Origin of the sequence: Pseudomonas antarctica (assembly GCF_900624995.1) — a bacterium.
GTDB lineage: Bacteria > Pseudomonadota > Gammaproteobacteria > Pseudomonadales > Pseudomonadaceae > Aquipseudomonas > Aquipseudomonas antarctica.
The window spans coordinates 1-15,042 of record NZ_UYXQ01000101.1 but is presented as its reverse complement, the minus strand read 5'-3'; the positions used below and the strand labels follow the sequence as shown (position 1 = coordinate 15,042).

Annotated in this window: 9 protein-coding genes and 1 pseudogene; 9 read left to right on the top strand and 1 reads right to left on the bottom strand. The window is 61.3% G+C overall.

Annotated features, from left to right (window positions below; genetic code table 11):
- Nucleotides 1-897 precede the first annotated feature (897 nt).
- Nucleotides 898-1,683 carry a helix-turn-helix transcriptional regulator gene (locus E0F99_RS24670; RefSeq protein WP_083358490.1) on the bottom strand — a complete coding sequence of 262 codons (786 nt, stop codon included), beginning with the start codon at nt 1,681-1,683 and terminating at the stop codon, nt 898-900.
- A 199-nt stretch (nt 1,684-1,882) separates the two neighbouring features.
- Here E0F99_RS24670 and E0F99_RS24665 point away from each other — a divergent pair, with 199 nt between their 5' ends.
- From E0F99_RS24665 to E0F99_RS24625, 9 genes and pseudogenes are all read left to right on the top strand, one after another.
- Entirely contained in the window at nt 1,883-3,247 is a 1,365-nt protein-coding gene (locus tag E0F99_RS24665; protein WP_083358489.1) for an APC family permease, read from the top strand.
- Between the two features lie 9 nt (nt 3,248-3,256).
- Nucleotides 3,257-4,360, top strand: coding sequence for a DmpA family aminopeptidase (locus E0F99_RS24660; RefSeq protein ID WP_083358488.1), 1,104 nt, complete (start codon nt 3,257-3,259; stop codon nt 4,358-4,360).
- Nucleotides 4,361-4,727: 367 nt separating this feature from the next.
- Complete coding sequence (locus E0F99_RS24655) at nt 4,728-6,161, top strand: serralysin family metalloprotease (protein WP_083358487.1); 1,434 nt, start codon at nt 4,728-4,730, stop codon at nt 6,159-6,161.
- 48 nt (nt 6,162-6,209) lie between these two features.
- Nucleotides 6,210-6,578, top strand: coding sequence for an AprI/Inh family metalloprotease inhibitor (locus E0F99_RS24650; RefSeq protein WP_083358486.1), 369 nt, complete (start codon nt 6,210-6,212; stop codon nt 6,576-6,578).
- Nucleotides 6,579-6,680: 102 nt separating this feature from the next.
- Nucleotides 6,681-8,435 carry a type I secretion system permease/ATPase gene (locus tag E0F99_RS24645; RefSeq protein WP_083358485.1) on the top strand — a complete coding sequence of 585 codons (1,755 nt, stop codon included), beginning with the start codon at nt 6,681-6,683 and terminating at the stop codon, nt 8,433-8,435.
- The gene (locus E0F99_RS24640; RefSeq protein ID WP_083358484.1) at nt 8,432-9,745 is read left to right on the top strand and encodes an HlyD family type I secretion periplasmic adaptor subunit; all 1,314 of its coding nucleotides are present in this window, start codon (nt 8,432-8,434) and stop codon (nt 9,743-9,745) included. The genes E0F99_RS24645 and E0F99_RS24640 overlap by 4 nt, the downstream gene beginning before the upstream one ends.
- Nucleotides 9,746-9,747: 2 nt before the next feature.
- A pseudogene (locus E0F99_RS24635) lies at nt 9,748-11,082 on the top strand (TolC family outer membrane protein).
- 30 nt (nt 11,083-11,112) lie between these two features.
- Nucleotides 11,113-14,070, top strand: a complete 2,958-nt coding sequence (gene eprS, locus E0F99_RS24630; RefSeq protein ID WP_083358483.1) for an autotransporter serine peptidase EprS — start codon at nt 11,113-11,115, stop codon at nt 14,068-14,070.
- Nucleotides 14,071-14,161: 91 nt separating this feature from the next.
- Nucleotides 14,162-15,042 (top strand): S8 family serine peptidase (locus tag E0F99_RS24625; RefSeq protein ID WP_165447637.1); only part of this gene is annotated, 881 nt, incomplete at its 3' end.

The following is a 15,042-nucleotide window of genomic DNA, read 5'->3' as shown; positions in this document are numbered from 1 at the left end:
GCCCCACCACTCGTTGCCTCGCCTAGGCTCGGCATGCCAGAACGAAGGCTTGAATCCGTGGGCCGCCGCCATGGGCCATCCTTGGCCCATCGCGGCTAACCCGGCGTCCTGCCGGGTTACCCACGGATTCAAGCCTGCGTTCGGCCATCGTGGTTTAACGGGGCGCCTCAGATCAAGATCAAGATCAAGATCAAAAGCAAGAGCACGGCGGCCTAGTAGCCGACCTGAGAGGTTGAAGCAAAAGCAGGGCAAAAGCACAGCAGAAGCAGATCTGCTTTTCTGTGGGAGCTGGCTTGTCGGATCGCCGCACCGCTGCGATGTAGACACCTGGGTCCATCAGGTACACCGAGTTGATGCCATCGCAGGCAAGCCAGCTCCCACATTTGATTGAGTTCAGTTTCAGAGATCAGGTCGGCTGTCAGGCCGCCTTGGCTTCGCTTTTGATCTTGATCTGAGGCGCCCCGTTAAACCACGCTGGCCGAACGCAGGCTTTGGAGCGTGGGTAAACCGGCAGGAAGCCGGTTTAGCCGCGATGGGCCAAGGATGGCCCATCGCGGCGGCCCACGGTCCAAAGCCTGCGTGAGGGCACACCGAGCCTAGGCGAGGTGCCGAGTGGTGGGGCAAGAGCGTTTTGGTTACTTTTGCGCTCTTTCAAAAGTGACCCGCTGTAAGAGCGGAACCCATAGCAGCCGTTACCCAAATAACGGATATGCACCCAGCGCCCCCGCAGCAACCAAAGAATTCAACCCATAAAAAGATGTGTAGATACCTATGCCGCGATGACGTCGGCCCAGCAAACATGGATGTTGACTGACCCACCGCTTTCGCGGCCAAGCCCGCTCGCCAAAAGAAGCTCGCCAGCCAAAATCGGCCTGCTCATCACAAACGCGCGCGCAATCAGGGATTTTCCAAATCATGCCCCAACGACTGGATAAACAACGAAAACAGCTCCGGTTGTGACGAAATATCCAGCTTCGCGTACAGATGTCGCCGGTGCACTTTCACCGTGTCCGGCGAGATCTTCAGGCGCTCGGCCATGGCCTTGGACGAGAACCCGCGCAGCACCAGGCGGGCCACTTCGAGTTCGCGGTCCGAGAGCACGCCACTGCCGAAATGGCTCAGTGCATCCCTGATCTGGCTGTCCATGGCTGGCGCACGCTGTGTGCTTTGCTGCCAATGCTGCTGCATCAACGGCAGCACCCAGGCCGCCAGCGTGGTCATAAGCCCGGTTTCCTCCAAGCGGAAGCGGCGCTGCATGCCCAACGACAACGACAAGGTCCCCGCACCCGGCAATTGCAGGATGAACTGCACCTCGTCTTCCAGCACGTTGTCGTGGAAGTAGTTGAGGAAGTACTCACTCTGGCGAAAATGGTCAGGCGCGACTTCCTCCAGGCGATACACACCGCTGGCATAGCCTTCGCGGCAGGCCTGGTAAAACGGGTCGAGCAAATACAGGCCATTGAGGTACACCAGCATCGACGCCGGCTTGCTGCTGGGCTGGGCGTCGTATTCTTCCAGGGCTTGGGGCGGGCCATCCAGCGGATAGAAAATCGCCAGCGCGTTATCGAACGGCAGGCATTGGTGCAGCAACAGCACCAGTTGCTTCCAGAACCGCTCGGTGCCGATGTGCGCGACCGTGCGGCCCAGGCCCGCGTGCATGCCGACTTCTCTGAACAGGCTCATGTGACAGGCTCTCGCCAGCAAAAGATCAGCCAAGGGTTCGGCTTTTAGCGAGTACCGTCAAGGGGAGTACGCCAATAGGGGAATTGGCCTGCATAAACGCAACGTTTACTTTTGCCAGCATCCAGTGGGAAACATATCCCGCAAAAGCCCGACCTTTCGTTTCTGCCTCCTACCAAAAACAACGACAGAGGATAACGATATGAGTGCTTCCCCCGCGCCAGACGGCGTGCTCAAACCCACCCTAAGCGTTTTCGATGTAGTCGCCATCACCGTGTCAGCGGTGACGCCGGCCAGTTCCGTATTCGTAATTGCGCCGTTTGCCATCCAGCAAGCGGGCAGTGGTGTATTCCTGGCGTTTGTGATGGCCGCCGTGCTCGCGCTGATGTTCGCCTTCTGTTACGCCGAACTTGGCCGCGCGCACAACAGCGCCGGTGGTGAGTATGTGTATGCCAAGCGCGTGTTTGGCGGCATGGCCGGTTATGCGACGTTTTTGACCGTGCTGGTGATGTTGCTGTTTATCCCGCCAGTCTTGGCCACGGGGGCGGCGACCTACCTGAACAATGCCCTGGGGACTAAATTCGACTCACAAACCGTCGCCTTGGTGATCGTGGTGAGCAGCTACGCCCTGGGCATCCTCAATATCAAGCTCAACGCTTGGATCACCGGCACGTGCTTGCTGCTGGAAGTCGCGGCGTTGCTGGTAATCGTGTTTATCGGCTTCGGCAATCCGGTACAGCCGGTCAGCGTGTTGTTGGCGCCGCAAATCGTCGAAAACGGCGTGTTGCACCTGGCGCCGTGGGGGTTGGTGATTGGTGCGGTCGGTATCGGTTTGTTTTCGTACAACGGTTATGGCCCGGCCGTGTTGTTGGCCGAAGACATGAAGTGCGGCGGCAAAGGCGTGCACAAAGCCGTGTTGTGGTCCCTGGGGTTGGTGGTGGTGATCGAATTGGTGCCCATCACCGCACTGTTGATCGGCGCGCCCTCGTTGAGTGCCATGATCAGCAGCCCGGACCCTATCGGCTACCTGCTGACCAGTCACGGCAATGAAACCTTGTCGCGACTGGTCAGCGCAGGGATCTTCCTGTCGGTGTTCAATGCGATTGTCGCGATCGTTATCCAGATTGGCCGCGTGGTGTTCAGCAGTGGCCGCGATGCGTTGTGGACGCCGCGCATCAACAAGCTGTTCACGCGCATTCACCCGCGCTGGGATTCACCGTGGCTGGCGACCTTGTTCCTGGCCATTCCGTCGGCATTGTTGAGTTTCAGCTCCAATCTGGCAGACCTGACGTCCTTCACCGTATTACTGATTATCCTGGTGTACCTGGCGGTGGCCTTGTGCGCCTTGATGAGCCGCGTGCTGCTGCGTGATCGCGACCATCCCTATCGCATGCCGTTGTGGCCGCTGCCGGCGGTGTTGGCCGTGCTGGGCGCCGGTTATCTGCTGGTGACCTTGATCTACGCGGCGTCGGTGCGCGACATCATGGTCATCATCGGCGTACTGGCGTTGTCGGTGATTTTGTATTGCATCAGTGGCCGGTTGAGTCCGGCGTATCAAAAACTGTAAGGAGTGGTTATGCGTGCACGTCAAATGGGCATCACGTTGGGGCTGGGCACGCCCGGCGAATTGAATGCCATCACCGATGTTCCCGGTGTGCGGGTCGGCCACAGTACGCTCAAGACGCGTATTGACGGCAAACAGGTGCGCACCGGCGTCACGCTGGTGCAGCCGCGCGCGGGTGAGGCGCGCCAGCAACCGTGTTTTGCCGGCTACCACGTCCTCAATGGCAATGGCGATGCCACCGGCCTTGAGTGGATCAGCGAGGCGGGGCTGCTGACCACGCCGGTGGCGATCACCAACACCCACAGCATCGGCATTGTGCGCGACACCTTGATCGCCCTGGAGCGCGAGCGCCTGGCGGACCCGGCGGTGTATTGGTGCATGCCGGTCGTGATGGAAACCTACGACGGGACGCTCAACGATATTTGGGGCCAGCACGTGAAGCCTGAACACGTGCGTGAAGCGCTGGACAACGCTGACAGCGGCCCGGTGCAGGAGGGCGCGGTGGGCGGCGGCACCGGGATGATCTGCCATGAGTTCAAGGGCGGCATCGGCACGGCGTCGCGGCGTCTGCCAGCAGAGCAGGGCGGCTGGACCGTCGGCGCGCTGGTGCAGGCCAACCACGGCAAGCGTCAGGAGCTGCGGGTCGATGGCTACCCGGTGGGCCGCCACTTAATGGGCATTGCTTCACCGTTCACCGAGCGTGGTACGCCGGGCATGGGCTCGATTGTGGTGATCATCGCCACCGATGCGCCGTTATTACCGCACCAGTGTCAGCGCCTGGCGCAGCGCGCCTCCATTGGCATTGCGCGCACGGGTGGCGGCACCGAGGATTCCAGCGGCGACCTGTTCCTGGCGTTCGCCACCGGCAACCAGGGCCTGCCAGCGGCGGATTACGGGCGCAAAGGCTTGCCGCTGAGCACTGCGTTGCAGATGGTCAATAACGATCATATTTCGCCGCTGTTCAGCGCGGCGGCGGAGGCGGTGGAGGAGGCGATCATCAATGCCATGCTGGCCGGCGAGGACATGAGCACCGACGAAGGCGTCAAGGTGCCGGGGCTTGCGAGCGAGACATTATTAGCCGCATTACACAAGAGCGGCTGGAGTGTGGCCCGGTAATAGGGGACAACAATAATTAACAGCCTAAGTAGTGGCTCTTTAATGTCGCTAATGACACCGTGACAATATATTGGATCCATTCCTCAAGTGCGCCGCTCAAGTAGAGCGGCTTTAGGGGTATTTAATATTTAAATACCACCGAGACTGCAGCGGATGAATAAAAGCAATTGTCCCCAATAAACGCTGCCCACGACTTCCTTAAGTAGAATCTGCGTCACATTTTCGCTGCGGAAATATGTGTAGACGAAAGATTTCAAGTTGTGTCAGTTTCGATACGCCTTCAAAAGAGGTGAGTGATGGGACGATCTCGCCCGCGAGGTTCCTATCGACCAACGACTGATGCACTTGCAAACAAGGAAGTACGTTTATGTCAAAAGTAAAAGACAAAGCTATTGTATCTGCCGCGCAAGCTAGCACTGCTTACTCGCAAATCGATAGTTTTAGCCATCTGTATGACCGTGGCGGCAACCTCACGGTGAATGGCAAACCCTCCTTTACCGTGGACCAGGCAGCGGACCACCTGCTGCGTGATGGTGCCTCGTACAAGGACGTGAACCACAACGGCAAGATCGATCTGACCTACACGTTCCTCACCTCGGCCAGCTCGGCGACCATGAACAAACATGGTATCTCCGGGTTCAGCCAGTTCAACGCCCAGCAGAAAGCACAGGCCGTATTGGCCATGCAATCCTGGGCGGACGTCGCCAACGTGAGCTTTACCGAAAGGGCCTCGGGCGGTGACACACACATGACCTTCGCCAACTACAGCGGTGGCCAGGCTGGCGCTGCGGCCTTCGCTTACCTGCCCGGCACCGGCGCAGGCTACGACGGCATCTCGTGGTACCTGACCAACAACAGCTACACGCCGAACAAGACCCCGGACGTGAACAACTACGGCCGGCAGACCCTGACCCACGAAATCGGCCACACCCTGGGCCTGGCTCACCCTGGCGACTACAACGCCGGGACCGGCAACCCTACGTACAGAGACGCGGACTATGGACAGGACACGCGTGGCTACAGCGTCATGAGTTACTGGAGCGAGAGCAACACCAACCAGAACTTCACCAAAGGCGGCGTCGAAGCTTACGCCTCGGGCCCGCTGATCGACGACATCGCCGCGATCCAGAAGCTCTACGGCGCCAACTACAGCACCCGTGCCGGTGATACCACCTACGGTTTCAACTCCAACACCGGGCGTGATTTCTACAGCGCCACCTCCAATGCCGAGAAGCTGGTGTTTTCGGTATGGGACGGTGGCGGCAACGACACCCTGGACTTCTCCGGCTTCACCCAGAACCAGAAGATCAACCTCAATGAAGGCTCGTTCTCAGACGTTGGCGGCCTGGTGGGCAACGTGTCCATCGCCAAGGGCGTCACTGTCGAGAACGCGTTCGGCGGTTCGGGCAACGACCTGATCATTGGTAACAACGCAGCCAACGTGATCAAAGGCGGTGCCGGCAACGACATCATCTACGGCGGTGGGGGTGCGGACCAACTGTGGGGCGGCGCCGGCAATGACACCTTCGTGTTTGGTGCCAGTTCCGATTCCAAACCAGGTGCTGCCGACAAGATCTTTGACTTCACCTCAGGTTCGGACAAGATCGACCTGTCCGGTATCACCAAAGGTGCAGGCTTGACCTTCGTCAATGCGTTCACCGGCCACGCCGGCGACGCGGTGCTGAGCTATGCCTCGGGTACTAACCTGGGCACCTTGGCCGTGGACTTCTCCGGGCACGGCGTGGCGGATTTCCTCGTCACCACCGTTGGCCAGGCGGCGATCAGCGACATCGTAGCGTGATGTAAAGCGCGCGGCGCTGCGGCGCCGCGCTCTAGGATGGAGCAGAAGATGCCGCGTTTTTCCCATTTGATCGCCTGTGCGTCACAGGTGTTGTTCGTCTCGGCAGGAGCCCAGGCTATGGCTAGCAGTCTTGTTTTACCCACCACCGCCCAGTTGGCCGGCCACTGGCAGTTGCACCAGCAGGATCAAGTGTGCGCGCTGGACCTGTTGGACCAGCCGAACGCGCTGGCCGGTGATGTCGCCTGCGCAGAACAATGGCTGGGGGATAAACCCCTGACGTGGTTGCCGACCCCGGACGGCATCTGGCTAATGAACGCCCAAGACAGCGGCATTATCCATTTGAACCGTGAAAAAGGCGGTGAATATAAAGGCCACACGGCGTCGATACCGGAAGTTGTACTGCAACGAGCACCTTAATTAAAAGTTATAAGCATATAACTCGATTTTAATAGTTGACCGCCCTTATTCAGGGTTTGGGCAACTGTTGCGCGTAATTCGGTTCAGGGAAGATCAGACAATATGGCGAAGTCCCATGCGGTTGCGCCCTTATTCAGGGCGTTGGGTGAATACAAGAGTATTTTGATCAGCATCGGCTTTTTCACCGCATTGATTAATCTGTTGATGCTGGTGCCGTCGATTTACATGCTGCAAGTGTATGACCGTGTGTTGTCCTCCCAGAATGAAACCACCCTGGTGATGTTAACGCTGATGGTCGTGGGTTTCTTCGCGTTTATCGGCACGCTGGAAGTCATTCGCAGTTTTATCGTGATCCGTATCGGCAGCCAGTTGGAGCGGCGTTTCAACTTGCGCGTGTACAAGGCCGCGTTTGAACGCAACCTGCAACGCGGGCAGGGGCACGCCGGGCAATCCTTGGGCGACCTGACCGCGATCCGCCAATTCATTACGGGGCCTGCGCTGTTCGCGTTTTTTGATGCGCCATGGTTTCCCATCTACCTGTTCGTGATTTTCCTCTTCAACGTGTGGCTCGGCGTATTGGCCACGGCGGGGGCGGTGCTGCTGATCGCACTGGCCTGCTTGAACGAATACCTGACCAAAAAGCCGTTGGGCGAGGCGGGCACGTTTTCCCAGCAATCGACCCAGTTGGCCACCAGCCATTTGCACAACGCCGAGACGATCCAGGCCATGGGCATGCTCGGCGCGTTGCGCAAGCGCTGGTTCGCGGTGCATGCGCAATTTCTCGGCTATCAGAACAAGGCCAGCGACACCGGTTCGGTGATCACCTCGCTGAGCAAGTCCTTTCGCCTGTGCCTGCAATCGTTGGTGCTGGGCCTGGGCGCTTTCCTAGTGATCAAAGGCGATATGACCGCCGGCATGATGATCGCCGGCTCCATTCTCATGGGCCGCGTGCTCAGCCCCATCGACCAGTTGATTGCGGTGTGGAAGCAGTGGAGTTCGGCAAAATTGGCGTACCAGCGGCTCGACGAGCTGCTGCGTGAATTCCCGCCGGAAGTCGAACACATGGCGCTGCCTGCGCCCAAGGGCCAGGTCAGTTTCGAACACGTCAGCGCGGGCCCGCCCGGACGGCGCATGGCGACCTTGCAGCAGGTGAGTTTCAACCTCGGTGCGGGCGAAGTGCTCGGCGTGCTCGGTGCGTCGGGCTCGGGTAAATCCACCCTGGCCCGCGTGCTGGTAGGCGTGTGGCCGACCCTGGCCGGCACCGTGCGCCTGGACGGTGCGGACATTCACCGCTGGGACCGTGACGACCTCGGCCCGCACATCGGCTACTTACCCCAGGACATCGAACTGTTCAGCGGCAGCATCGCCGACAACATTGCGCGGTTTCGCGACGCCGACCCCCAGCTTGTGGTGCAAGCGGCGCAACAGGCCGGTGTGCATGAACTGATCCTGCGCCTGCCGCAAGGCTACGACACTGTGCTCGGCGACAACGGCGGCGGCCTGTCCGGTGGCCAGAAGCAACGCGTGGCCCTGGCCCGCGCGCTGTACGGCGGGCCACGTTTGATCGTGCTGGATGAGCCCAACTCCAACCTCGACACCGTCGGCGAAGCCGCACTGGCCAGCGCCATCGTGCAAATGAAAGCCCAGGGCAGCAGCGTGGTGTTAGTGACCCACCGCTCCTCGGCACTGGCCCAGGCCGACAAGTTGCTGGTGCTCAGCGAAGGCCACTTGCAGGCCTTCGGCCCCAGCCAGGAAGTGCTGCGCGCCTTGTCGGGCCAGCCGCAGGAAGCACCCCGAGAAAAGGCCGGTGTGAGCCTTAGTCGTCAGTACCAAGCCGGAAGGAATCCAGGCGCATGAGCAGCCTTACTGTTGAGCCTCGTTTTGAACAACGCGACGCCGGTTTTTTCGTAAAAATGGGCTGGCTGCTGACCATTGTCGGCGCCGGAGGCTTCTTCCTCTGGGCCAGCCTGGCCCCGCTGGACCAAGGCATCCCGGTGCAGGGCACGGTGGTGGTGTCGGGCAAGCGCAAGGCCGTGCAAACCTTCAGCGCCGGTGTGGTCAGCCGGATCCTGGTGAAGGAGGGCGAGTGGGTCAAACAGGGCCAGCCGTTGTTTCGCCTCGACCAGACCCAGAATCAGGCCGATGTGCAATCGCTGCAAGCCCAGTACCGCATGGCCTGGGCCAGCGTGGCGCGTTGGCAGAGCGAGCGCGACAACCGTTCCAGCATCACCTTTCCGGCCGAGCTGAGCGCCAACCCCGAGCCGGCCCTGGCGCTGGTGCTGGAAGGCCAACGCCAACTGTTCAGCAGCCGTCGCGAGGCGTTTTCCCGCGAACAAGCCGGGATTCGCGCGAATATCGACGGCGCCACTTCGCAACTCAATGGCATGCGCCGCGCCCGCAGCGACTTGGCCGCCCAGGCTCAATCCCTGCGCGATCAACTGGCTAACCTGCAGCCTCTGGCCGACAACGGCTATATCCCGCGCAATCGCTTGCTCGATTACCAGCGCCAACTGTCCCAGGTACAACAGGACCTGGCGCAGAACACTGGGGAAAGCGGCCGCGTGGAGCAGGGCATCCTTGAATCGCGCCTCAAGTTGCAGCAGCACAGCGAGGAGTATCAGAAGGAAGTGCGCAGCCAACTGGCCGACGCACAACTGCGCAGCCTGACGCTGGAGCAGCAACTGACTTCGGCCGGTTTCGACCTGCAGCACAGCGAAATCAACGCGCCGGCCGATGGCATTGCGGTCAACCTCAGCGTGCACACCGAAGGCGCCGTGGTGCGTGCCGGTGAAACCCTGCTGGAAATCGTGCCGCAGGGCACGCGCCTGGAAGTCGAAGGGCATTTGCCGGTGCACTTGGTGGACAAGGTCGGCACGCACTTGCCGGTGGATATACTCTTCACCGCCTTCAATCAGAGCCGCACGCCGCGTGTGCCGGGCGAAGTCAGCCTGATCTCCGCCGACCAGATGCTCGATGAAAAAACCGGCCAGCCGTACTACGTGCTGCGCACCACGGTTAGCGAGGCCGCACTGGAAAAACTCCATGGCCTGGTGATTAAACCGGGCATGCCCGCCGAGATGTTCGTGCGCACCGGCGAGCGCTCCTTGCTCAATTACCTGTTCAAGCCGCTGCTCGATCGCGCCGGCTCTGCGTTGACTGAGGAATGAGCATGAAACCTGTGTTCATTTCACTGATGTTGATTTGCGGCTCTGCCCAAGCCGCCATGGGCCCGTTTGACGTGTATGAGCAAGCCTTGCGCAACGATCCGGTGTTTCTCGGCGCGATCAAAGAGCGCGACGCCGGCCTGGAAAACCGCACCATCGGCCGTGCGGGGCTCTTGCCCAGGCTGTCCTACAACTACAACAAGGGCCGCAACAACTCCGAGGCGCATTTGCCGGACGGGCGCGGCGGTACGTACCGCGACGACCGCAACTACAACAGCTACGGCTCGACTTTCAGCCTGCAACAGCCGTTGTTCGACTACGAAGCCTATGCCAACTACCGCAAGGGCGTGGCCCAGTCGCTGTTTGCCGATGAAAGCTTTCGCGACAAGAGCCAGGCGTTGCTGGTGCGAGTGCTGAGCTATTACACCCAGGCGTTGTTCGCCCAGGACCAGATCGACATCGCCCGCGCGAAAAAGAAGGCCTTCGAGCAACAGTTCCAGCAAAACTAGCACCTGTTCCAGCAGGGCGAGGGCACGCGCACCGACATTCTCGAAGCCGAATCGCGGTATGAGCTGGCCACCGCCGAAGAGATCCAGGCGCTGGATGAGCAGGACGCGTCCTTGCGCGAACTGGGCGCGTTGATCGGCGTGCAGAGCGTCAACATCCAAGACCTGGCGCCGCTGAACCAAAGCTTCTCCGCCTTCACGCTGACCCCGGCCAACTACGACACCTGGCATGAACTGGCGATCAGCAATAACCCCACGCTCGCCTCCCAGCGTCAGGCCGTGGAAGTGGCGCGTTACGAAGTGGAGCGCAATCGCGCGGGGCACCTGCCGAAGATCACCGCGTATGCCAGCGCGCGTCAGCAGGAGTCCGACAGCGGCAACACTTACAACCAGCGCTATGACACCAACACCATTGGCATTGAAGTCAGCATGCCGTTGTATGCCGGTGGCGGCATTTCGGCGTCCACCCGCCAGGCCAGTCGCGGCATGGAACAGGCCGAGTACGAGCTGGAAGGCAAGACCCGCGAAACCCTGATCGAGCTGCGCCGCCAGTTCAGCGCCTGCCTTTCCGGGGTGAGTAAATTGCGCGCATACCAAAAAGCCCTGACCTCGGCCGAGGCGCTGGTGGTGTCGACCAAGCAAAGCATCCTCGGTGGCGAGCGGGTCAACCTCGATGCGCTGAACGCCGAGCAGCAGCTGTACACCACTCGTCGCGACCTGGCCCAGGCGCGTTACGACTACCTGATGGCCTGGACCAAATTGCACTACTACGCGGGCAACTTGCGTGACACCGACTTGGCGAAAGTTGATGAGGCGTTCGGCCCGGTGAAATGAGCACGTATAAAAACAATAAGGAGGGTTTAGATGATCACCGGTTCATCCCGCTTCAAACCGTTTACCGCAGGCTCTTTGCTCCTGCTGTCCGTTGCGGCACAGGCGCAATACACCGAGACCGGTTTACTGGGTAACCCCGCCAGTTGGCGGTCCGCTGAGTTTCAGAGCGACTGGGGCCTGGGTCGCATGAAGGCCGATGAGGCCTACGTCGCCGGGATCAGCGGCAGCGGGGTGAAAATCGGCGCGCTGGATTCCGGGTTCGATGCTGATCACCCGCAAGCCACCAAAGACCGCTTCCACCCAGTCACGGCCACTGGCACTTACGTCAATGGCAGCCCGTTCAGCACCACGGGTGCGCTCAACCCCAACAACGATTCCCACGGCACCCACGTCACCGGCACCATGGGCGCGGCCCGCGACGGTGTGGGCATGCACGGCGTGGCCTACAACGCGCAAGTCTACGTGGGCAATACCAACGCCAACGACAGCTTCCTGTTCGGCCCGACCCCGGACCCCGCATACTTCAAGGCCGTGTATAGCGCCTTGGTGGATTCCGGCGTGCGCGCGATCAACAACAGCTGGGGCAGCCAGCCGTCGGATGTCAGTTACCAGACCCTCGGCGGCCTGCATGCCGCCTACGCCCAGCATTACAACCAGGGCACCTGGCTGGATTCGGCGGCGGACGTGGCCAAGGCCGGCGTTATCAACGTGTTCAGCGCTGGCAACAGCGGTTACGCGAATGCCAGCCTGCGTTCGGGGTTACCGTATTTTCAGCCGGAGCTGGAAGGCCACTGGCTGGCCGTGTCAGGCCTGGACAAGGCGAATAATCAGAAATACAACAAGTGCGGCATCGCCAAATACTGGTGCATTTCCACACCCGGCGCGCTGATCAACAGCACCGTACCCGGTGGCGGTTATGGCGTGAAGTCCGGCACCTCGATGTCGGCGCCGCATGCCACGGGCGCGTTGGCGTTGGTGATGGAGCGCTACCCGTACATGAATAACGAGCAAGCGCTGCAGGTGCTGTTGACCACGGCCACGCAACTCGACGGCTCGATCACCCAGGCGCCCAATGCCATCGTTGGCTGGGGCGTGCCGGACTTGGGCCGGGCGATGCACGGGCCAGGGCAATTGCTCGGGGCGATGGACGTGAGCCTCGCGGCCGGGCAGGCCGATGTGTGGAGTAATGACATCTCCGACCAGGCGTTGCTGCAGCGTCAGGCCGAAGACCGCGCCGAACACAGCGCCTGGCAGCAGACGCTGATCGACAAAGGCTGGCAAAACGGCGTGGCCGCGAACGCCCGCCAACAGGACCAGACCGACTACGCGGTCGGCAGCGCCCGTGACCAAGCCGCCGCGAACCGCGTGTATGAAGGCAGCCTGATCAAATCCGGCGCCGGTAGCTTGCTGCTCAGCGGCGACAGCACCTATCGCGGCCCGACCAGCGTCAACGGCGGCCTGTTGGCGGTGAACGGTTCGCTGACCTCGGCGGTGACCGTGAACGAGAGCGGCACTCTCGGCGGCTCCGGGCGTATTGCCGCGTTGACGGTGAACAGCGGCGGCCGCGTTGCACCCGGCAACTCCGTGGGCACTTTGAACGTGGCAGGCGATGTGAACCTGGGCGCGGGCTCCACCTACGCGGTGGAGCTGACGCCCACCAGCAGCGACCGCATTGTCGCCGGTGGCAAGGCCGTACTGGGCGGCGGTACCGTGACCCTCGCGCTGGAAAACAGCCCAACGCTGCTCAGCCAACGCCAGGCACAAAGCCTGATCGGTCGCCAGTACACCATCCTTCAGGCAGCCGGTGGCATTCAGGGCCAGTTTGGTCAGGTGCTGCCGAACTACCTGTTTCTTGGCGGCACCCTCGACTATGCGGCCAACGGCGTGCAGTTGGACGTGGTGCGCAACGGCGCTACGTTTGCCAGCGTGGCCGCCACCCGTAACCAGCGCAATGTCGCCGCCGCCGCCGAGCAACTGGGCGCGGGCAACCCCGTGTTCGAAAGCGTGTTGCAGTCGGATTCCCTCACAGCGGCCCGACAAGGCTTGCAGCAGTTGTCCGGCGAGCTCTACCCGGCGGTTGGCGCGATGTTGATCAACGACAGCCTGCAGTTGCGCGATGCCGTGGGCGAGCGCCTGCGTCATGTGCCGGTCCACGGCGAAAGCAACCTGTGGCTCAAGGCGCTCGGCGCCTGGGGCAAGACCGACAGCCGCAGCGAAACGGCAGGCTACACCACGTCGGTTGGCGGGTTGTTGGCCGGTATTGACGGTGCGCTGGACGAGCAGACCCGCGTCGGTGTGGTCGCCGGTTACAGCGACAGCTCGTTGAACATGGGCAGCGGCACACATTCCTCGGCGTCCATCGACAGCTACCACTTCGGCGCGTATGCCGGGCGCGAGCTGGGCGACTGGCGCGTGAGCGTGGGCGGCGCCTACAGCTGGCATCGCGGAGATGTGAAACGTGACCTGCAATACGCTCAAGTCAGCGCCAAGCAAAAGACCAAGCTCGACGCTCGCACGGCCCAGCTGTTCACCGAGGCGGCCTACCGCATTCGCCTGCAACCGCTGGCGCTGGAGCCCTTCGCCAACCTGGCGTATGTGCACCTGGACAGTGAGTCATTCCACGAAAAAGGCGACGCCGCCGCCCTGGAGCGCGGCCGTGATCGGCGCGATGCGGTGCTCAGCACCCTCGGTGTGCGCGCGTTGAAAACCCTGCCATTGAATGATCACCAGCAGCTGGAACTGTCCGGCTCGTTGGGCTGGCAGCACAGCCTTACCGCCGTTGAATCCGAAGAACACTTGGCGTTTGTCGCAGGCGGGCCTTCATTTGCGGTGCGCAGTTCGCCGTTATTGCGCGATGCGGCGCTGGTCGGGGTGCAAGCCAGCCTGGCGTTGAGCAAGGCCACGCGGGTCAACCTCGATTACCACGGGCAGTTGGCTGGGCGCGAGACAACTCAGGGCGTGGGGTTGAGCCTGAACTGGCAGTTTTGAGTTCAAGGCGATGATCGCTCCCACGCTCCGCATGGGAACGATCGGGTTGGATTTCCAAAAAAGTGCAATAAGAAAACTAAGGAAGGTCACCGTGAACAAACGTAAGACAGGGTTAATCACCGCCACTCACACCGGCCCGGGCTACCCGCTCAAGGCCTTGAGCTGCGTGCCATACGGCGCGTTGCTGTGCTGCCTGGCAAGCTTGGGTACCGCCCAGGCCGCACCCTATGTGGAAACCGGCACGTTGGGCGACGCCGCCAGTTGGCGCAGCAATGAGTTCAAGGCCGATTGGGGCCTGGGCGCGGTGAATGCAGACGCCGCCTATGCTGCCGGCTACACCGGCAAGGGCGTAAAGCTGGGGATCTTCGACCAACCGGTGTACGCCCAGCACCCGGAATTCGACAGCCCCGGCAAGGTGGTGACGGTTGTCACCGAGGGCATTCGCCAATACACCGACCCGTATATTCCGGTGAAGGCTGGCGATGCGTTCCGCTACGACGGCACGCCGTCCAAGGACTCCAACGGCAAGCTGGGTAACCACGGCACCCACGTCGGCGGGATTGCTGCCGGTAACCGCGATGGCGGGCCGATGCATGGCGTCGCATTCAATGCGCAAATCATCACGGCGGAAAACGGCGACCCGGGCCCGGAAGACGGGATCATCCTGGGCAACGACGGCGCGGTGTACAAAGCCGGTTGGGACGGGCTGGTGGCCAGCGGCGCACGAATTATCAACAACAGCTGGGGCATCGGCATCGGTGACCCGTACGCGAAGGGTGGCCGTGATCCGGCGTTTCCCAACTTCACGGTCAATGAAGCGCAGGCACAGTTCGATAATATCCGGCCGATCCTCGGCACGATTGCCGGTGGCGCTTACCAGGGCGCAATCGACGCGGCTCGCAGCGGCGTGCTGACGATCTTTGCCGCCGGTAACGACTACAACCGCAACAACCCGGATGCGATGTCGGGCCT